Raw genomic sequence first — 18,831 nt, 5'->3', positions numbered from 1 at the left:
TACTGATAATGTTTTACCTCTTGCCATGACTTAATTTACTAAGAATCATGGTTCCAAGATATTTTTTCGTCCTTTTTTTTACTAAAAATAAAGAGAGTGCCTCAATTACTTTTGAGACACCCTCTTTTTGTCTTTATAATTTATCTCAATCTGTTCTAACTTTCTATTAATCAACCCAAACCAAGTTCGATGGATCAAGTTGAAAACTTCGTTTGTCAATCACCACTTTTACTGGAACGGCTCGTTAATAAATTGCTTGTAACGAACAGGGATTGCTGCTCTGCCAGAATTTTATAACGTCCAGCCCGGAACAGAAGCCCAATAAAATTACCGATGATGAAGATAAGAACTAAAGCCGAATAGAATTACGTCTGACCGAACCGCTGCTGATAGCGAACAAAAAGATGAGGAATTATTCGTCAGCCAGCATTGCAGCAAACCCCATGTTGTGTGCAGTATTGTATAGAGCGTGAAGTGTCACCTTTATTGTGTCCAGTAAGTAGCTCGTACTTCAACTCTATAGAGATTTAATGAGTCATCAACTTTATTAGCTACAATATTTGTCATAATTGTTATATTTGATCATATTATTTTTTAAGAGTTTTATAAAATATGAAAAGTTATAGACTGCAGTTTTCCACTCTCTCCCTTTTATTACTGGTTGTTGTTTGCGCTTTGTCGTGTGGCGGTGCTGGTGATGCGGTAAAATCTACTGACCAAGCAAACATACAAGGTGTATGGTTGGCGCAATCAGAAAGCCAGAACGGCATCAAAAAAGATGTGACCTACAAATATGTCTTCAAAGGACATAAACTTACCTTTACAGACGAGACTGGAAAGGAGATGAAGTATTCGTTTAAGTTGGACACCACCAGCAACCTCAAGTTGATTATTATTCAACCAGTGGATATGGTAACCGATACGACGTCTGTCAGCGTTGCTTATGAGTTGAAAGGAGATTCGCTGAAGATTGTAGTCGCCCCTCCAAATATGCGCCCAATAGAAATATCAGACAAAAATAATCAAGAGTTGATTATCTGCAAGCGAAAGCGTTTATGAAACCCCTAATCAATATATCTGAACGATTGAGGAGGAACAAATGATGTATTCTTCTCTTTTGGATCAATCGGTTTCTTGTATAATCTCGGATTAGAAATCTTTATTGCATTTAATCGAACTGTTCAGGACGAGTTTTACGCTATTGCCTTCAGGAAGAAAATCTACACTTCTCTTGAACAGATCCAGACGGATCTAGACGAGTGGATTGATCACTATAATCGTGATCGGACACATACTGGTAAATACTGCTTCGGACGAACTCCTTTACAAACTTTTGAAGAAATAGTCCCTTTAGCAAAAGAAAAGCAGCTGGACGACCTACCGCCAACTGCCTAAAATATTACCCGACTGTCGGATCAAATCGGAGCTATTACATATAATTGATTTCTCTTACATTTTTTACAATTCACCAAATTGCCGATAACTGAACTAATGTACAGAACTTTTCAAAAGCCTATATGCGTTTGGGTATCCGGAACCGAAGACGAATATTGTTATTATTGCTGAAGTTTTATTCGGCGCCCCTGTTGATGCAAAACCACTGTTGTTGGCAGTGCCCTGAGTTATTCGGGCATTGTCTTTAATGGAACAATACCTTTTGCATTTCTTTTTATCAGAGCAGGCACTGGGATATACGTGCCTGTATATCCTCCACCTGAACTCAGCATAAATCCAAAAGAAGTAGAAAGTGCGCAGCCATAATCCTTGAATTTCCTGTTCTTATCTCCAAATGGCAAATTGAATATCGCTTGAGTTATTTCTTTCCAGGCTCCGTTTGTTTTTCTCACCCAGACATTCTCAAATGAAGCAGACCTGCGATGTTCATCATCTCTTGTACTAAAATCTTCTATAAAGGAATGAATATACTTAGGATAACCTTGGGATTGAGGAGTTCTGATTTTGGCAATCATTTCCCAATGCTTGTCAAAATCAACGAAGAGTGTAAAGGTAGTTGAATTTTTAAATGAATCAGGCACCGCATGTATTAAAAACTTATAAGTCGAATCTTCCTTCCAATCATAAACATAATGAGTGTGAACCCCGCTACCCTCATTTCCAAATCTACTATAAACTATATTTTTCTTTGCAGCAAGCAGAACTGCTCTTGCTGAATCAGGGACTTTCTCCTTATCGTTGTCTCCTGAATTGGCATCCCATACAGAAAATATAATTCTTCGTTCCGTTTTTGAAATTGTTTGGATACCGGAGTAAAACAAATTGCCGCCTATTACAGAATAATAGGTATGAAGTGGAGCTTCACCTTGCGGAACCTTTATTTCTGCATACACCCATTCAACACTGTCAATGTTGTTTAAATCATAACTTAAAGTTAAGTAGGGAGCGTTCAATCTTTTATCTCCCTTTGTTAAGTAACGGGTGCTGTCAAGGTTCGCCTGAGTAATAATGTTTAGTGGTGATATGGTATTTAAAGAATTATTTATGCCGGTAATAGGAACATCACTGCCAACGATTTCGAGTTGTATATTTTCGTCAAACCAAATTTGTCCTTCTCCTGAAAGCAACGCACCAAATGTTATGGTGGAAGCTGTATCGGGAACATTCAATACTATTTTGTATTCCCTCCATCCAACACTGCCTTTAATTGCTCTATCCTGCATATTGTCAATAGATATGGGTTTTGCCGAATTTGCTTGATTTATGCGCAACCAGAATCCAGACCAGCCGGTAACATTTTTTGATTTTAAATAGCCAGTCATTCTAATCCTTTTGCCTGAATACTTACCAGCATCAACAGTTTGCATTAAAGCGCCAAAACCTTTTATGCCTGTTTCAATGGATTTTATGGTCATTACAGATCGGCCTTTGTGATGGATGCTCCTGTCGGTATCCATTTCGTACCTCCTGGGTTCACTTCCAGCTTTAATCCAATCAGCAGGCTGGTTAAAAGATAGAAACATCATTATTGCCAGAAATAATACTGTTGAACACAATTGACTTGTCATCATATTTAAGAATTATGAATCGCTTCCATATATAGGAGTTCAGAAAATCCGCTCTGGTAGCGGATTTTCTGTTGTATATAATTTGAAGATCTCAAATACGTCTTTAATAATCAATCTGAAATAAGTGCTATCTGATTAAAGATGTAATTTATCTTTCTTCGCCAGCAGTTCTTCTTCTGACTCCTGGCACATTTCGTCTGGTACACAACAGTCTACCGGACATGCAAGTGCACATCGAGGTTCCTCATGAAATCCTTGACACTCTGTACATTTATCTGAAACAATAAAAAAAAGATCGGTAGCCAAGGGAGCATTTCGCTGGCTGGCATCAATAATAGTTCCGTCTTTTAATACAAAATCACCTTTAACCGTTGTACCATCAGATATTGCCCATTCTACGCCCCCCTCATAGATCGCGTTATTCGGACATTCCGATTCACAAGCTGAACAGAAAATACATTCATCTGTAATTTTAATAGCCATAATTAATTTTAATTTGGAAGCTGTCTATGCTTCATTATAAAATAATAACCAATAAGGTGATAAAATTAGTAGAAAATAGTTTATTACCCCAAACAACCCCGGAACATTCGTATTTATTTAACTATCGTACACGATTTATTGGGTGATCAACCAAAAGCATTTTTTATAATTGTTCATATACGATGAAATTAATAACTGCACCCGTTATCACTCGACCTATATGCCATGATATTGAATAACTTATTTATTATCAATATTATTTGGTTCGAATATGCTCCACTACTGGGCACGTAATTGTAATTGTTTATATGGTCGTTCTAAGCCCTCCCTAGATATGCCGGTAGGTGAATACTCCTCAACATAAGTTTTTGTATACTCCGGACACCTCCAATACTCCACCTCATCTTTTATCAAAAAAAAATCGAATACGTTCCCTGAAATCGATGAAAAAAGATAAATTAGCTCCATATCAGACCTTACCTAATTTATGAGAATGTTGGTCATATCCTTATTCTTTACTCTAGAAGTTGTCGCACAAGTTAAACCAGTAACCTATTCGAATCATGGGCAGGCAATAAAGACCGAAATAGGAACCTTTTACTCCAATAAAATCCATGAAATAATATTATCACCGGATGCAACGTTCAAATTCTGGAGCAGACCAAGTACAAGCTGCTTTTTATGGCGCAGTTTCAAGGGTACTTGGAAAAAAGACAACGACACTTTGTATTTCTCAGATGAATATCAGCTCGACCAGGATGACGTAACAGCCACCTATCGAAAAAATAATCGACAGTCGTTTTTTATAGATTTTCGTACAGATAAAGGACATCGCTTGGATAACAAACAGATAAAAATCAATTACATATATGACTACAACTCTCAATTACCAAATGTTCCAAGATATTTTACACTAACAGCAAATAATACACTTGAAATCCCTTTCAAGGACATACCTAAATATCATCAACTCACATCTATCAAGATAGAGTACCAACTGAGTGATTCGTTAAAACGACTTGATTACCTAACGACAAACCAATATGTCAACCTTAGGCAACATGATATTCCAAACATAATCAGCGTGGTATTTGTAGAACAACCTAAAAATGAAATGATCAACCGGGTAACCAAGGGCGTTATTCGAGACGGTAAGCTGTTTATAGTCTCTACTGAAAAGTCAGTTTCAAAGTTGAAGGATTCTGGGGAAAATTTTGAATTTGAAGATGGATACGTGTTGGAGCCAGAGATAGATTAATAAAATTATCAACAAAACTTCTTTTTAAAACTATCAAATAAATCTAATGTGATTCCCTGCAAGGTACGTCGCAATAAACTTGTCAAACTTGAGATTCAAATGATAGTTGTTTTGCCAATTTATGGTCCCGCACTTCCTGCGCCACTATCTCAACATACGTAAACCAGCCATCCCGTTGTTCGTATTAGTTTTAACTACGCCACAATTTTGAACTTCGAGCGCAGTTCTGACTAGTGTTTAAAAGCAGGGTAAAATAATTATATTTGATTCTTGCAAATCGATCAATATGGAGATTACCACACTTGAAGGTTTTTATAAAACAGCTTCCGAAAATTTGAATAAAGACATCAGCCAGTTATTGCCCCGGGGACTTACAAAAGAAGTGGGCCATTTCAATGTATTTGATGTCAGTGAATTGGCAAAGCTGGTGAAGGTAAAGCCCAATATGACCTACAACAGGCGTGCTTATTATAAGATCAACCTGATCGACGGACGCAACCGGGCGGAATATGCCGATAAGGTAATTGATATCGAAACGCAGGCACTAATGTTTACCACACCTAAGGTGCCTTATAACTGGATCGCAAAAGACATGGACCAGCGGGGCTACTTTTGCCTCTTTAGTGCTGATTTTCTTGCTCAGTCTAAAAGTGGTGTTGTACTTGACGATCTCCCAATATTTAGGCCTGGGGGATATCCCTGCTTCCATATCAATGACCAGGAAAAAGAAGAGATCAAAACGATTTTTAAAAAGATGCATAAAGAGATCAATTCCGATTATGCTTATAAGTATGACCTAATACGCAACTACCTAATGGAACTGATCCATTATGGGCAAAAGTTGCAGCCTGCTACCGACCTTTACCAGGAGCATAATGCCTCGTCCCGTGTGTCCTCGTTGTTCGCCGAACTTTTGGAACGCCAGTTCCCCATTGCCTCACCATTTCAGGGACTTAAACTGCGGACGCCTAAAGACTATGCCGATCGGTTGTCTATCCATGTTAACTATCTGAACAGGGTGCTGAAACAACAGACCGGCCAGACAACTAAGAACCTGATCAGTAACCGGATCATTCAGGAAGCCAAGATATTGCTCAGGCAAACGGAATGGAACGTGTCAGAGATCGCTTTTAGTCTAGGATTCGAAGAGGTCGCTCATTTCTCTAACTTTTTCAAGAAACAGACCGACTGTTCTCCTCTGACCTTTAGAAACTAGGAAAAGGTTTCTTTTTTGCAAACATTGTTTTGATTCTTGTAAAGGCCACCTGGTAGGTTCTTGCCAACTTTGTTCCATCAAATTAAGAAGATGGAATTAAGCAAGAACACAATCCTGATCACCGGCGGAACAAGCGGCTTTGGTTTCGAGTTTGCCTTCAGGCTCCTCGAACTCGGCAATACTGTAATCATCACTGGAAGGAACGAACAGAAACTGGAAGAGACGAAAAAGATCCTTTCGAACATCCACATTATAAAAAGTGACGTTAGCAATGTTGAGGATATAAGCAGTCTGTACGAAGAGGTAACTAAAAAGTTTCCCGGACTGAATATGCTGATTAATAATGCCGGAGAGATGCGGCAGATCACCCTGCATGATGATTACGATCTATATGACCTTACCCGTGAAATAGAGATCAACCTGATGGGCCCCATCCGTATGGTCCAGGAATTTCTGCCCCACCTGAAAAAACAGCAGACCGCTGCCATCATCAATGTCACCTCTGGTGTCGCCCTTGGTGCGTTTCCAATTGCCCCTGTCTATAGTGCCAGTAAATCAGGATTACGATCGTTCACGCAATGTCTGCGGGTACAGGTTAAATCCACCGGGGTCAAGGTATTCGAATTGATCGCTCCGGGATCCACAACCCCCTTAAATGACAGATTTAGGAATGGTAGTGAAGTAAATACCAAAATGTTAGTGTCTCCCGAAAAAATAGTAGATGAAGCTATTAAAGGGATAATCAGCGATACCTACGAGATCTTCCCGGGCCCTGCCAGGTTAATGCGTATCCTGAGCAGGCTTGCCCCCAAATTCATGCTTTCGCAAGCCACTAAGATGGGCGAGAAAGCCATGTCTGGCAAATAATTCCCTCGGTATTAAAAGATTTCTGCTAACAAACAATTCATTGTTATGAAGGATCAAATAACTTCAACACCTCTACTGAGCCGTTGGCGCAGAACGGCTTTGATAATCACATTGTTTTTGGTCAGCGCATTCAGCCAGATCGACCGAATATTACCCTTTATCCTGGCTGAGTCCATTAAGAAAGAGCTGCACCTCAGTGATACACAATTAGGGCTGATCAATGGAATTGCATTTGCAGTGATCTATTCACTGGCCTCTCTGCCGCTGGCCCGTTTAGCTGACCGCGGTGCGTCCAGGCAGGTTTTGCTCTGGTGTGTATTGATCTGGAGCGTTATGACCGGACTAGGCGGTTTTTCGGTGGGTTTCATAACGATGGCGCTTTCACGATTTGGTGTAGCAATTGGGGAAGCGGGAGGAACCCCTGCCAGCCATGCACTGATCGCCGGGAACATTTCCGGGCATCGGCGCGGTCGTGCGCTCGGCATTTATTCAATGGGCATCCCTTTGGGTACGATGATAGGGTTTGGCGTCGGCGGCTGGGCAAATGATCATATCGGCTGGCGCGTTGCGCTATCTACTGCAGGAGGGGTAGGATTTCTATTGGTTATCCTTGTCCTGACGTTTACTGGGAAAACCGCAATTTTTTCAAAGTCCAGCAGCGATACAGGCAATATCTGGTCCGCCGGCCGCGAGCTGCTGTCGAAACCGGCGTTCTTGTGGATGTTCATTGGCGCGAACTTTTTAGGCTTTGCCGCTGCACCATTTTATTCTTTCACTGCTCCGTTCCTGATACGGACACACGGCTTGACAGCCAGCCAGGTGGGGCTATCGTTCGGCTTGTTACAAGGGCTGATGGGCATCATCGGCACCGTAGGCGGTGGCCGGTTATTTGACAGCGCTTTAAACCGTGGGGCAAGCCGTTTACTGCATCCGCCAGCTGCTGTTTTCAGCATCGCCGCCATCGCAACGATTGCAGGGCTCCTGGTGCCCGAGGGCTGGATGTCCATTGCGCTTTTTGTGCCTGCTATGCTGGCATTTGCGTTTCTGCTTCCATTTGCTTTTGGCGCAGGGCATCTTATAGCGGGGCCAGGGAAGCAGGCGCTGTCTTCCAGTTTACTTATGATCGCTGCCGGGTTGTTAGGTCCGGCACTATCGCCGCTGCTCGTGGGCATGATCAGTGACACGGTCAGCACCACTTATGAAGTAAACGGTTTGCGCTGGGGAATGATGATCGTTCCTGTCGCCAGTGTACTAAGCGGCATCGCCATATTCATCGCCAGCAAAAAGGTCAGGGAACACCTATCAGAAAGATCCACGCAAAATATCCCTACAGATACAGGCAATCACCTTTCACTCATTAAATAACATAAGTCATTGACTATAACGCAAACCTGCGAGTTTGCGATAACAACTGATAAAGCCGTATGAACCGGTATTGTTCGGCCCTCGGTCGACATACTTGGTAATACTCCTCCTATCTCTACAAGTTCGACTTGGTGCGGACCTACCTTTTCCAGATCATCCATATCGCTATCAAAATTCACCTGCAAAGGACGAATGTTGTCAGATCACCTATACGTTATGTCCGCCTGACTACCTGCGTCATCGAGATGTTCGTCAGGATCAAACTCAGTCATAAGAAACAACAGTTCCATACAATTAAACTTAGCAATTATGTTCAATCACAATCTTCTGTTTTCTGGTGCCCGCTGCTCAATAAGAGAAGCTTCCGGCCGTATTCAGGCGCTAACTTTATTCATGGGTATTGCAATGCTGCCATTCACCAGTAAGGCACAGAGCCAGGATAGTCTCGCCAAAAAGGTAACTGAATTTACAGCGGATAAATTTGCCGAACGCAGGCCATTCAGCATCGACTATAAACAATATGGCAATTATAACTCCTCGTCTACCCTCAGAGGACAAGACCTTCCGGATGGGAAGTTCACCAAATGGTCGCAACTGAGTGCAAGTGCCAACATCAATCTTTTTCAAAACCGTCGATGGTTAGTACAAGCCAACGGTTTTTACCGGTATGTTTCCGCTGAATATAATTTTCCGACATCCACAACAGCTACATCACAAACGGTCAGCAGGGATCTTCATTATCACACAGAGGGTCTGAACCTTACCTATTTCTCTAAACTCTTTGGAAAGACCGCCATCTATAGCGGTAGTATCAACATAGATTGGAGTGAACGTTCACTGGAAAGGGTTCGCGGGGTGTTTACCGGCGCTATTGTTCTTAAAGCGAACAACAGAACGAAAATCAATGTCGGTATTTTGTACAGCACCGATCCGGGTATGTTCATCCGTGTAATCCCTACATTGCTTTACGAGCATAAGTTCAACGAAAGTCTGACGGCAGATGTCTTTTTTCCACGGTATGCCTACCTGCGAAAAAAGGTATTTGGCAACGGCAGGTTTTCCGCAGGTTGGGAACTGGATCCGCAAACTACCTTCTTTCTGAACGACCTTGACGAGAACGGGACAACCTATCAGTATCGCCAGGTTGACGTGAACACGGGGTTGCTTTATGAGCACATTTTGCCGGGAAGCATCATCTTATCTTTACGGGCCGGCGTGCGTATAAACCCATACGCCCGGACGTTTGAAAAAGACCGTTCGTTTACGGATTATACCTGGGAAGGCAGAGCTGACGCAGCACCTTACCTCAACATCGGATTTTCCTTTAACCCCTTTGCAAAGCCAAAGAAGTAAGTTTTCAGACAATTTCCTTCGTGCTGAAATTCCTTTAGCAAACCAAATGGTGTTTATGATTTTTAAGTGACGTTGGAGTCCTGCCTACCGGTCATAAAACCGGCAACATTCCTTTTTACTACAACCTTGCGACTTTTGGATACATCTGCTCATCGACATTGGCTGAACTTTGCATCAACAATAATAAAAAAATATGGATTTAAAGAATAGCACCATCCTGATCACAGGAGGAACCAGCGGTATAGGTTTGGAACTTGTCAGGCAACTTACCGAACAAGGATCAACAATCATCGTTACTGGTCGTAAACAAGAAGCCTTAAACGATACCAAAAGGCGTTTCCCGAAAATACACGTCTTTCGGAGCGATGTAAGCGATCCGCAAGATATTCAGCGCCTGTATGAAGAAGTGACACAACAATTTCCTGATCTGAATGTGATCGTTAACAATGCAGGTGAAATGCGGTTGCTTGACGTTCAGGATGTCAGTAAGGACCTGGAAAACATCACCCGTGAGATTGATATTAATCTTACGGGAACGATCCGGATGGTTCATCAATTTTTGCCTTACCTGATCAAGAAGCGTACGGCGGCAATTGTGAACGTTTCCTCTGCCATTGCTTTTATGCCTTACTCCATCGCTCCGGTCTATAGCGCTTCAAAAGCAGGAGTTCATGCTTACTCCCAGGCCCTGCGCCTGCAATTAAACAAAACCAGTGTCAAGGTATTCGAATTGATTCCTCCGGGCGTGATTACCAATCTTCAGAATGATTGGGTACTGCCACCTAAACCAGGTCAAATGATGGATGTGGATAAACTAGTCAGTGTAGCCATCAAAGGACTTCTGAACGACACACCCGAGATCAGGCCCTTCCTGGTGAATGTGATAAAATTTTTAAGCAGGCTGATGCCTGATCAATTGATGAAGTTAGGGCATAGAGAATTTGAAAAATTCAAAAAACTTAGTAATCAGCAATAAACAATCAGATATGAAAAAATCAATACTAGCAGTGTTTATGCTGCTGTTATCATTGGCTTCTTTCGCGCAGCAACTACCTGCAGACCAAATCACAGGGGTGTGGCAATGTGATGATTACAAGATCGAGGTGTTCAAAGCAGGCAACACTTACTCGGCCAAACTCTTATGGTCGAAAGAGATGTTTGAAGCAGATGGCAAAACGTCAAAGAAGGACGTTAAAAATCCTAATGAAAAACTCCGGAGCAGGTCCGTGCAAGGCCTTACGCATATCACCGATCTTGTCTATATGGAAGGCGAATACGTGGACGGCAAGTTGTATAGTGTACAGGATGGAAACATGTATAGTTTCAAAGGTAAACTGAAACGTCCTAATGAACTCGAAACCCGGGGCTACAAAGGTATACCATTGATGGGCAAATCATTTAAATGGAAAAGAGTTCAGTAAATTATAAAAACAATACTCATGAAAGATAATAAAGACACGCTGTCGAGATTTTGGTTCGTCATTTCCAATGCCCTTCCCCCTATAGGATTCTTCCTTTATTTCAGACACAGAAAGACGTATCCAAATAAGGCCAAAAGAGCTTTAACAAGCGCAATGATCGGCGTGCCGATAGCGATACTTGGAGGTTACATCATGAACACCTTTGTGCTTAATTAAACCATGGTAAAAAATATTATTTCAGCCCTGCTACTACTCATTTCGGTGACGCTCAGTTTTAAACATGCCTGGGATACCGTACATTACAAAAACAATCCGGAGTCCGTTAAGATGATGGAAAGTTTAGGGATCAGCGAAGCGTTCATTCCATATCTGGCTTTTGTAGCCATAACGGTCGGCGTACTCTTGCTCATCCCTGGCACCTTTTTCCTGGGCAATATGCTAAATGCGATCCTGATCGTTATCATCATGGGGCTGGCACTGCGAGTGGGAAATTACCGCATGGCGTTGATAGAGATCCCGTTTTTAGTCTTGCCATTAGTTATGATATGGCTAAAGTATCCTTTTAAATTCAAATAACTTTCAATATGGCAAACAGCAAACCCTACCGGATCACCTCCATAACGGAAATACACCGTTTGATGGGACTTCCTAAACCCCATCACCCACTGATCAGCATTGTTGACCTGAAAGGCCTGAGAAATGATACTGGTATAGAGGCTGTCATATTCGACCTGTATGTGATATCAATGAAAAGAGGATGTGACGGCTTACATTACGGGCAACAGAAATACGATTTTGACGAAGGGCTTATGGCCTTTATATCTCCCGGCCAGATCCTGCGTGGCGAAGAGAATGGTGTACCTCCGGACCTGGATGGCTGGATGCTTTTCGTACACCCTGACTTTCTTTGGAACACATCGCTTGCTACCAGGATCAAGCGATACGAATACTTTAGCTACGCCACCAATGAAGCGCTGTTCCTCTCGGATAAGGAAGAAATAGTGATCAATGACCTGGTTAAAAATATTAAAACTGAATATTATTCCAACATTGATAAGTTCAGTCAGGACATTATTATCTCACACCTGGAAACCTTGCTGAATTATGCCAAACGTTTTTACCAGCGTCAGTTCATCACCCGAAAGATCACCAACCACCAGGTACTAAACCAGGTGGAAGAGATCTTAACAACCTATTTGAACGACGAAGCCCTGCTTTCTGAGGGGCTGCCAAGCGTACAATACTTTGCCGATGCTTTGAACATATCCTCCAAGTATTTAAGTAGCCTGTTGAAACAACTGACCGGCCAGACGATGCAACAGATCATCCACGATAAACTGATCGAAAAGGCTAAAGAAAAATTATCTACGACGAGGATGTCCGTAAGTGAGATCGCCTATCAACTTGGTTTCGAGCATCCACAGTCGTTCAATAAATTATTTAAAAGCAAGACTAAGCAAAGCCCATTGGATTTCCGGCAGTCCTTCGACTGAAATGCTCATTCAACTTAGAACAGTACGAAAGCAAAGATCGCAATTCCGTCGGTGTGCAACAGTGCAATCCAAATGCCGTTTGTATGGACCGCCTGTATCCGCCTCACCTCATTTTTTACCATATGATAAATGAATGCCCATGCTATGTTCTATCTTTAAGTAATGGAAGCGCTTATAAATCTTATCCTGCAATTTGGTGACCTGAACAAACAGCAGATCGAGTTTTTGCTGAGCAAGGTTGAAATGCTCGAATTCAAAAAAGACGACTACCTGTCGGAAGCCGGGAAGGTGCCCCGTTATGTGGCCTTCGTATTGGAAGGCGTGTTCCGCTTTTGTTATTATAACTACAAGGGTGAAGAGATAACCAATTATTTTGTGGACGAAGGCAATTTTGTAGTCGATAATCAAAAGTTCGAATCGCAGATCGTGGCGTCCGAATATGTACAGGCCGTTACCGATTGCAAAGTACTTGTTTTTAACAAAAAGAATTGGGACGAGATATCCAACACCATTGTGGGCTGGGAAATGATGAAGGCCAACATGGTAAGAAAGTGCCTTACGCTGGCTATGGAGCGGCGCAGTCCGCTGGTTTCAGAAGATGCCACCACGCGTTATCTGTCGTTCATTGAGGCGTTCCCTAACCTCATCAACCGCATCCCACTTTCGTACGTTGCCTCGTACCTGGGCATTACCCAGCAATCGCTAAGCCGTATACGCCGTAATATCCGTTAACGGCGCTTTTTACCATTTGGTAAATGTTTTCCTGTTGCTATTTTCAACATTTGCTTATTCATTTAAATAACTAAAAAAGATGAGCAAAAAGATTGTATTGATAACAGGAACAAATAGTGGTTTTGGCTGGCTTACCGCCCATACTGTGGCTGCCTTAGGGCACCACGTGTACGCTACGATGCGTGAAACCAAAGGGCGTAATGCCGATAAAGCCCAGGCCCTTGCAGCCGTGGAGAACGTGACCGTTTTGGACGTTACCCTGACCGACGACGAGAGCGTGAAGCAGGCCGTTGAAACCATTTTGGCCAAAGAAGGCGCTATTGATGTGCTGGTGAACAATGCCGGTTACGGCATGACTGGTGTAGCCGAGAGCTTTACCACGGCCGATGTGCACACCACTTTTGATATCAACGTTTATGCCCCCTGGCGACTGATCAAAGAAGTGTTGCCTGCCATGCGTAAACAGGCCGAAGGACTGATCATTAACGTAACCAGCGGCTTTGGGCGGGTATCGTTCCCATTCGCTACCATTTATGCGGCCTCGAAATTTGCGCTGGAAGGAATAAGCGAAGGCCTGCATTACGAAGTAAAACGTCTAGGCATTGATGTGGCACTTGTGGAGCCGGGTGCTTTCCCTACCGAAATGCAGCAAAAGAACAACCCGGCATCTGATCAGGGTGTGTTTGAGGGGTACAGTGCCATTGCCCATATACCCAACAAAATGATAGCAGCGGTGGGCGGAGAGATGCAAGCTAAAAACCCTAACCCGCAGGATGTTGCCGACGCTATTGTAAAACTTATCGGCACACCAAAAGGCACCCGGCCATTACGCACCGTGGTCGACCCCATAACCGGACAATATATTGAAGCCGCCAACCAGGCTGTAGCCGAACAATTTGCCAATGGATTAACGGTGTTCGGCATGAGTGAGTTATTGTAAGTGGAATGGATTTAATGTGAACGGCAGTAGCGTGGGCTACTGCCGTTTTTTGTTTCTGGCTGTTGGAGTATTGTATAAAAGACATTATCGACTATAGACCAGACGCTGAATAAGTGATCGTTTTCAAATTATCATTTCCATTCCGGTCCATCAAAATGGCAAAGGGGTCAATACCTGCATATGCTGGCTTACCATTGACAAAAAAAGCAAGTGTATGTTGTCCTGCACACAGCTTATAGGTTTTTAAATAAACAGGATTGGTTTGCCAGCGGCCATTTTTATCTAGACTATTGTTGCCGAAAACACCAATAGCAATCATGTCGTTCATATGTTTTGCAGGCACATCGTTGCCGTTGCTGCTGATGTGGCTTTTAGCACAGTTCACCGTTACCATGACTTTGTATATGTTTTTATTTGCTGTTGGAACTGCATTTGCCCGGATGATCTTGTTATCATAAAAGGTGATGTTTTGCCAGTTATCGACCAAGTAATATTTCAGGGAATCCGGCACCCGTTTTTGCAGATAATAAAGGAGATCATTGTTTCCTGCAAAGGGCGGCCTGGTTTTTAATGCATAGGCGTTTTTGAAATCCCGCAGTGCCGCATTGATACTGTCTTCACCTATCAGACATTTCAGGCCGTATAAAACCACGCCGGCTTTGCCGTCCAGGTAAGGCTGGTTGATGCCGGCCAGCGGCTGTTCGCGTTCTTCAAGTCGCGTCCGGCGGAATAAATACTCACCTATCTGGTCACGCAGAATGTCGCGCATATTCTGCGGCCCATATTTTTTTTCTACCAGCATCAGGGCACTATAAGCAGATAAGCCCTGCGAAATTATTAATGACCCCAGCGTGTTGTTAGGCGCCACCTGGAAGCGCCACCATTGCTGCGCTAGCGCCCGGGCAGTGGTGAAATAGCAATAATCGAACTGGTTGGGGTTATTAAAACCTGCGTTCCAGCCAAAATCTTCGTTATAGCCTGTTAAAGTCGTAAAACTTGTCATCTTACTTTGATAAATGCTAGTTTCCGTCAGACGGATCACTCCAAACGGGTAGCGCCCGAAGGTTTTGCTAAAATAATGAAGGCCATCTTTATAAGCTGCCAGAAAACGATGAATGTTGGTGTTATGCTGGGAAAGATAATAGATTGCAATATCAACCGGGTGATTCAGCATCGCTGTATCATGCAGGATCGCATACCTGGCAGAAATAATTGTAAAGGGCATGTAGGTACCGGGATTACTTTGGCAATAATGAAAATAAGTACGCCCATGCCGGTGCCATTGTTTTTGCAGTTGACCAGGAGCGATGGCTGTTTGATCACTATCTGTACTTACCGTTATATCCAGATTAAACAAATAAGCGGTAGGGCCGGCTCTTAGCGTGTTGAATCCCGCAGGATCATTTTGCGCGAACACTGCATTGCTTTTTTCCGGTAAATGGTTCTTCTTTCTCTCAAAGGGATCAGCCAGTTCATCGCCCGGATCATACCCCAGATTCGGGAGTCCGCCATTGAAGCACGTGCCGTTATGCAGTATATCCTGCGCATACACATCGTTTTGGAAGCCTGTGTACATGGTTGTTGAACTAACTTCCAGTTGCAGTGAATCCCCGGGAACCAGCGGCCGGGCAAAACGGTAAAGACGAAATTCGGCGGGTTCACTTTCAGGGCGGAACAAGTTGAATGCACCGCGATGGTAATTTAATGGATAAGTAAAAGCGATTGGCTTGCCATGTAATTTGACGCTGAAAGCGGCCAGTTTTTCGCCATCAACCAATAACTGTGTTATAGGTTTGTCTGTCTTATTGGCAATTGTAACCCAGGCCCTGGTGAATGCCTGCTGCCTGCCCGGGTACAGATCAACAAAAAGTCTGATGGAAGTTATTTTGGGCAACGGCAGGCGGGCTAAGGGTTTTAAAGTTTTTTCGTACATCACCTGCCGTGCTTCGGTTTCGTTAGCAGTGAGGTAATTATTCAGATAGCTGATGTTGTAGTAAATAAAGCCTCCAACGCATAGGAAAGCAATAAACAAAACAACTGTTATTAAACTTATTTTGGCACTGAACCGCTGTGATACTAATGTAAGCCGTTCTTTAAAGGAACTGGTTACTCCACGATAAAAGAATAACGCAGCCAATACAATTAGCAATGCTGCACAGATCAGCCAATAAAAATTAAACCAGGCAATGGGTTTGAGCATATGACCGAGGCCATCCATTTCGGATATTTGATATCCTGGTGTGTACGAATACAACAACAAATGGTAATTCAGCATACCTGAGCGCTGCAGGAAAAACAATCCCACCCATATCAAACCTGCAATGGCATGTGCTGCGAATTTATGGTTAACCAATACATGTACAACATAACAAAAAACGACCATCTGCAGCATACGCGGGATCAGCAGTATAAACAATTCCTCAGCATAGCTATAATAATCAAACTGATGAAACCCTTTTGTGATCTGTACGAACAATGCACCAAAGGCAGGCATTAAAGCGATACCGGTGCCTAATAGCAACAGGGTAACTAATTTAGCACCACCCAATACCCAGTTAGGCGGCGGCAGGGCATCGTTGATGGCAGCAAAGCGGGTAGCCCGTTCCCGATAAAGGATCTCGCCGGTATAGAACAGGATAAAAATAAAGAAGTAAAAGGGAAAGGTATCGTTGAAAATGCTGAACAACAAAACCGTACGTGGAAGTTCAGGCACGCCAAAGGGCGCAACACCCAGCCAGAAAGAAAATAGCAGGAAGAACAGGCCACTGGCTAATATGATCCAGAAATAATGATCACGAAGCAGGTTTGTTAGTTCTATCCTGATTAATTTCAACAGGATCCTGCGATTGTCAACTGCTGAAAATCGGATACCTGCGCTTGATACCAGGCTGGCCGGTACTAATGCAGGCGCATCATCCTCCATCACTTTGCCTCCTTTAAACCTGAAAAACGACTCGAACTTAAATTGGCCATAGGCAAATAACAATATTCCCAGGCCCAGTAAAGTCCATATTATCCTGTTGATAAAAAAATTCCCATTAACAGTAATGACCGAAGTGTTTTTTTGCAGTGAGCTGGCGTTATGCGATTGTAACAGCACCCCATTGATGGTAAAAGGGTCTGCCAGGTCAACCACCGTGCCACTGTGGTCATTAAACAGGAAAAAGAAGGAAAGAAAATAGGTCAGGAATAAAATCACCCCACCACTGTAGATCACTTTTACATTACGGGTAAGCGCTACCAGTCCAAAAAATAAAGAGGAAGTAAATAACAAATTGGGTACAGTGATGCAAAAGAAAGGTTGAAGAAAATAACTCAAATGATCAGGACCGTATTGATGGCTATCCTTCCAACCGGCCAGCGGACCTAATTTAGTACCCAAATATATTCCTCCGGGAATAGCGCCGGCGATAAAGAGCATGCAAAGGAGAGCTCCAAGATAACGGCCCCAGAAATAACCCGCCGGGGTGACCGGGTAAGTGAGGTAATAATCTTTGGTGCGGTATTCAATATCCCGGTAAAGAGGAAGGCCCATGACCGATGAACCGGCTACTGAAATAACCATGCTCATTACGGCGCACCATAACGCAATCGCGTATGGCGCGTTAATATGCTCCTTTTCCGTTAATGGTAAGGAACCGGTAGCAAAGGTGAATATGGTAAATAGCAGTATTGCCAAAAAATATATATAAAGCGTTGGCCTGCGGAACTGGCAGCCGATCTCGAATTGCCAAATCTTATTAAACATTGCTTATTGGTTTAGTGATTTGGGAAAAATATACATCTTCAAGGCCAGGCGCAGCTGTCACGAATTCCCGTCCGGGCTCTTGGTCCTGCACAACGCGAATATGCAGTTTACCGTTTTTCAGCTGTGTGGAAACAACGTTCAATGCCGACTCGTAACGCCTCAAATCGCCTACACTGATAACCTTGCTGTATACCCTACCCCGCATGCCTGCTATGGCCTCTTCCGGGCTTCCCGCATAAATGATCTTACCTTCTTTAATGATGGCAAAACTGGAACATAGCGTGCTTACATCTTCAACGATATGCGTGGAAAGGATCACAATGATATTTTCCCCCAGCAGGCTAAGCAGGTTGTAAAAACGGTTTCTTTCCATAGGATCAAGGCCTGCGGTAGGTTCATCAACGATCAGCAGTTTGGGGTTCCCGATCAATGCCTGCGCAATGCCAAAACGCTGCTTCATGCCCCCTGAAAATGTTCCCAGGTATTTTTTCCTGTCCTGGTAAAGGTTCACCTGTACCAATAAAGCTTCTATCTGTTCCTTGCGCTCTGCAGCATTTCCCAGGCCTTTCAGTCGGGCGATGTGATCCAGCATATGCAGTGCTGATATTTTAGGATAAACGCCAAAGTCCTGTGGCAAATAACCCAGTAGTTGCCGCACAGCAGTTTTGTTTTTTAACACGTCAAGGTTGTCCAGGCTGATGCTACCGCTGTCTGCTTGCTGCAAGGTGGCAATGATACGCATCAGGGAAGATTTACCGGCACCGTTTGGCCCTAACAAACCAAACAGACCATGGCGAATCGTCAGCGAAACGTTCTTTAACGCCTGGACACCGTTGGGATAGGTTTTAGTGAGATTACTGATAGTTAGTTTCATATATTCGGCTTTTAGCAGCACAAATATTTGTTTGGAGAAGTGTAGCAGCAAGCAATAA

18 protein-coding genes are annotated in these 18,831 nt (G+C 43.2%); 14 read left to right on the top strand and 4 right to left on the bottom strand.

From position 1 onward, the window contains the following. Nucleotides 1–612: 612 nt before the first annotated feature. Nucleotides 613–1,059 carry a TIGR03067 domain-containing protein gene (locus CLV42_RS15765; RefSeq protein WP_106602874.1) on the top strand — a complete coding sequence of 149 codons (447 nt, stop codon included), beginning with the start codon at nucleotides 613–615 and terminating at the stop codon, nucleotides 1,057–1,059. 75 nt (nucleotides 1,060–1,134) lie between these two features. Beyond that, nucleotides 1,135–1,395 carry an integrase core domain-containing protein gene (locus CLV42_RS15760; RefSeq protein WP_170117530.1) on the top strand — a complete coding sequence of 87 codons (261 nt, stop codon included), beginning with the start codon at nucleotides 1,135–1,137 and terminating at the stop codon, nucleotides 1,393–1,395. Between the two features lie 227 nt (nucleotides 1,396–1,622). On the opposite strand, the gene CLV42_RS15755 is transcribed toward CLV42_RS15760, so the two are convergent. Together CLV42_RS15755 and CLV42_RS15750 are read right to left on the bottom strand one after the other, a co-directional pair. Beyond that, nucleotides 1,623–3,026 carry a DUF3472 domain-containing protein gene (locus CLV42_RS15755; protein WP_106602872.1) on the bottom strand — a complete coding sequence of 468 codons (1,404 nt, stop codon included), beginning with the start codon at nucleotides 3,024–3,026 and terminating at the stop codon, nucleotides 1,623–1,625. A gap of 132 nt (nucleotides 3,027–3,158) precedes the next feature. Then, a complete protein-coding gene (locus tag CLV42_RS15750; RefSeq protein ID WP_106602871.1) occupies nucleotides 3,159–3,506 on the bottom strand; it encodes a 4Fe-4S binding protein in 348 nt (115 codons plus the stop codon). 493 nt (nucleotides 3,507–3,999) lie between these two features. Between CLV42_RS15750 and CLV42_RS15745 the strand changes: the two genes are divergently transcribed. The 12 genes from CLV42_RS15745 to CLV42_RS15690 all read left to right on the top strand — a co-directional run bounded on the left by CLV42_RS15745 (nucleotide 4,000) and on the right by CLV42_RS15690 (nucleotide 14,151). Continuing rightward, nucleotides 4,000–4,764: a hypothetical protein gene (locus CLV42_RS15745; protein ID WP_146154393.1), complete on the top strand. Its 765-nt coding sequence runs from the start codon at nucleotides 4,000–4,002 to the stop codon at nucleotides 4,762–4,764. A 286-nt stretch (nucleotides 4,765–5,050) separates the two neighbouring features. Further along, nucleotides 5,051–5,980 carry a helix-turn-helix domain-containing protein gene (locus tag CLV42_RS15740; protein WP_106602869.1) on the top strand — a complete coding sequence of 310 codons (930 nt, stop codon included), beginning with the start codon at nucleotides 5,051–5,053 and terminating at the stop codon, nucleotides 5,978–5,980. 90 nt (nucleotides 5,981–6,070) lie between these two features. Then, on the top strand, nucleotides 6,071–6,847 hold the full coding sequence (locus tag CLV42_RS15735) for an SDR family oxidoreductase (RefSeq protein ID WP_106602868.1): 777 nt from the start codon (nucleotides 6,071–6,073) through the stop codon (nucleotides 6,845–6,847). A 45-nt stretch (nucleotides 6,848–6,892) separates the two neighbouring features. Further along, nucleotides 6,893–8,212 carry an MFS transporter gene (locus CLV42_RS15730; protein WP_106602867.1) on the top strand — a complete coding sequence of 440 codons (1,320 nt, stop codon included), beginning with the start codon at nucleotides 6,893–6,895 and terminating at the stop codon, nucleotides 8,210–8,212. A gap of 131 nt (nucleotides 8,213–8,343) precedes the next feature. Beyond that, complete coding sequence (locus CLV42_RS34195) at nucleotides 8,344–8,637, top strand: hypothetical protein (RefSeq protein ID WP_211303462.1); 294 nt, start codon at nucleotides 8,344–8,346, stop codon at nucleotides 8,635–8,637. Beyond that, on the top strand, nucleotides 8,606–9,565 hold the full coding sequence (locus CLV42_RS15725; protein ID WP_211303461.1) for a DUF6268 family outer membrane beta-barrel protein: 960 nt from the start codon (nucleotides 8,606–8,608) through the stop codon (nucleotides 9,563–9,565). Before CLV42_RS34195 ends, CLV42_RS15725 begins: the two co-directional genes overlap by 32 nt. Nucleotides 9,566–9,758: 193 nt before the next feature. Then, entirely contained in the window at nucleotides 9,759–10,541 is a 783-nt protein-coding gene (locus CLV42_RS15720) for an SDR family oxidoreductase (RefSeq protein WP_106602865.1), read from the top strand. Nucleotides 10,542–10,551: 10 nt separating this feature from the next. Beyond that, nucleotides 10,552–10,986: a DUF2147 domain-containing protein gene (locus CLV42_RS15715; RefSeq protein WP_106602864.1), complete on the top strand. Its 435-nt coding sequence runs from the start codon at nucleotides 10,552–10,554 to the stop codon at nucleotides 10,984–10,986. 219 nt (nucleotides 10,987–11,205) lie between these two features. After that, a complete protein-coding gene (locus CLV42_RS15705; RefSeq protein WP_106602862.1) occupies nucleotides 11,206–11,562 on the top strand; it encodes a hypothetical protein in 357 nt (118 codons plus the stop codon). A gap of 8 nt (nucleotides 11,563–11,570) precedes the next feature. After that, nucleotides 11,571–12,479 (top strand): helix-turn-helix domain-containing protein, encoded by a 909-nt coding sequence (locus CLV42_RS15700; RefSeq protein ID WP_106602861.1) that lies wholly within the window; start codon nucleotides 11,571–11,573, stop codon nucleotides 12,477–12,479. Nucleotides 12,480–12,641: 162 nt separating this feature from the next. After that, complete coding sequence (locus CLV42_RS15695) at nucleotides 12,642–13,211, top strand: Crp/Fnr family transcriptional regulator (RefSeq protein WP_106602860.1); 570 nt, start codon at nucleotides 12,642–12,644, stop codon at nucleotides 13,209–13,211. Nucleotides 13,212–13,290: 79 nt separating this feature from the next. After that, nucleotides 13,291–14,151 carry an SDR family oxidoreductase gene (locus CLV42_RS15690; RefSeq protein WP_106602859.1) on the top strand — a complete coding sequence of 287 codons (861 nt, stop codon included), beginning with the start codon at nucleotides 13,291–13,293 and terminating at the stop codon, nucleotides 14,149–14,151. A 91-nt stretch (nucleotides 14,152–14,242) separates the two neighbouring features. Here CLV42_RS15690 and CLV42_RS15685 read toward each other — a convergent pair whose 3' ends face one another. Then, a complete protein-coding gene (locus CLV42_RS15685; RefSeq protein ID WP_106602858.1) occupies nucleotides 14,243–17,899 on the bottom strand; it encodes an ABC transporter permease/M1 family aminopeptidase in 3,657 nt (1,218 codons plus the stop codon). Then, nucleotides 17,892–18,773 carry an ABC transporter ATP-binding protein gene (locus CLV42_RS15680; protein ID WP_106602857.1) on the bottom strand — a complete coding sequence of 294 codons (882 nt, stop codon included), beginning with the start codon at nucleotides 18,771–18,773 and terminating at the stop codon, nucleotides 17,892–17,894. The genes CLV42_RS15685 and CLV42_RS15680 overlap by 8 nt, the downstream gene beginning before the upstream one ends. Nucleotides 18,774–18,831 lie beyond the last annotated feature (58 nt).

The sequence above is a fragment of the Chitinophaga ginsengisoli genome (genome assembly GCF_003014595.1).
Taxonomy (GTDB): domain Bacteria; phylum Bacteroidota; class Bacteroidia; order Chitinophagales; family Chitinophagaceae; genus Chitinophaga; species Chitinophaga ginsengisoli.
The sequence above is the reverse complement of the archived record's forward strand: the minus strand, read 5'-3'. Positions and strand labels throughout refer to the sequence as shown.

What these genes read in the sequence shown, in the direction of transcription:
- CLV42_RS15705 (WP_106602862.1), top strand. Translation starts at nt 11,206, where the DNA reads ATGGTAAAAAATATTATTTCAGCCCTGCTACTACTCATTTCGGTGACG.
- CLV42_RS15695 (WP_106602860.1), top strand. Translation starts at nt 12,642, where the DNA reads ATGGAAGCGCTTATAAATCTTATCCTGCAATTTGGTGACCTGAACAAA.
- CLV42_RS15740 (WP_106602869.1), top strand. Translation starts at nt 5,051, where the DNA reads ATGGAGATTACCACACTTGAAGGTTTTTATAAAACAGCTTCCGAAAAT.
- CLV42_RS15750 (WP_106602871.1), bottom strand. Translation starts at nt 3,506, where the DNA reads ATGGCTATTAAAATTACAGATGAATGTATTTTCTGTTCAGCTTGTGAA.
- CLV42_RS15685 (WP_106602858.1), bottom strand. Translation starts at nt 17,899, where the DNA reads ATGTTTAATAAGATTTGGCAATTCGAGATCGGCTGCCAGTTCCGCAGG.
- CLV42_RS15730 (WP_106602867.1), top strand. Translation starts at nt 6,893, where the DNA reads ATGAAGGATCAAATAACTTCAACACCTCTACTGAGCCGTTGGCGCAGA.
- CLV42_RS15715 (WP_106602864.1), top strand. Translation starts at nt 10,552, where the DNA reads ATGAAAAAATCAATACTAGCAGTGTTTATGCTGCTGTTATCATTGGCT.
- CLV42_RS15735 (WP_106602868.1), top strand. Translation starts at nt 6,071, where the DNA reads ATGGAATTAAGCAAGAACACAATCCTGATCACCGGCGGAACAAGCGGC.
- CLV42_RS15680 (WP_106602857.1), bottom strand. Translation starts at nt 18,773, where the DNA reads ATGAAACTAACTATCAGTAATCTCACTAAAACCTATCCCAACGGTGTC.
- CLV42_RS15700 (WP_106602861.1), top strand. Translation starts at nt 11,571, where the DNA reads ATGGCAAACAGCAAACCCTACCGGATCACCTCCATAACGGAAATACAC.
- CLV42_RS15765 (WP_106602874.1), top strand. Translation starts at nt 613, where the DNA reads ATGAAAAGTTATAGACTGCAGTTTTCCACTCTCTCCCTTTTATTACTG.
- CLV42_RS15745 (WP_146154393.1), top strand. Translation starts at nt 4,000, where the DNA reads ATGTTGGTCATATCCTTATTCTTTACTCTAGAAGTTGTCGCACAAGTT.
- CLV42_RS15755 (WP_106602872.1), bottom strand. Translation starts at nt 3,026, where the DNA reads ATGATGACAAGTCAATTGTGTTCAACAGTATTATTTCTGGCAATAATG.
- CLV42_RS15725 (WP_211303461.1), top strand. Translation starts at nt 8,606, where the DNA reads ATGGGTATTGCAATGCTGCCATTCACCAGTAAGGCACAGAGCCAGGAT.
- CLV42_RS15720 (WP_106602865.1), top strand. Translation starts at nt 9,759, where the DNA reads ATGGATTTAAAGAATAGCACCATCCTGATCACAGGAGGAACCAGCGGT.
- CLV42_RS15690 (WP_106602859.1), top strand. Translation starts at nt 13,291, where the DNA reads ATGAGCAAAAAGATTGTATTGATAACAGGAACAAATAGTGGTTTTGGC.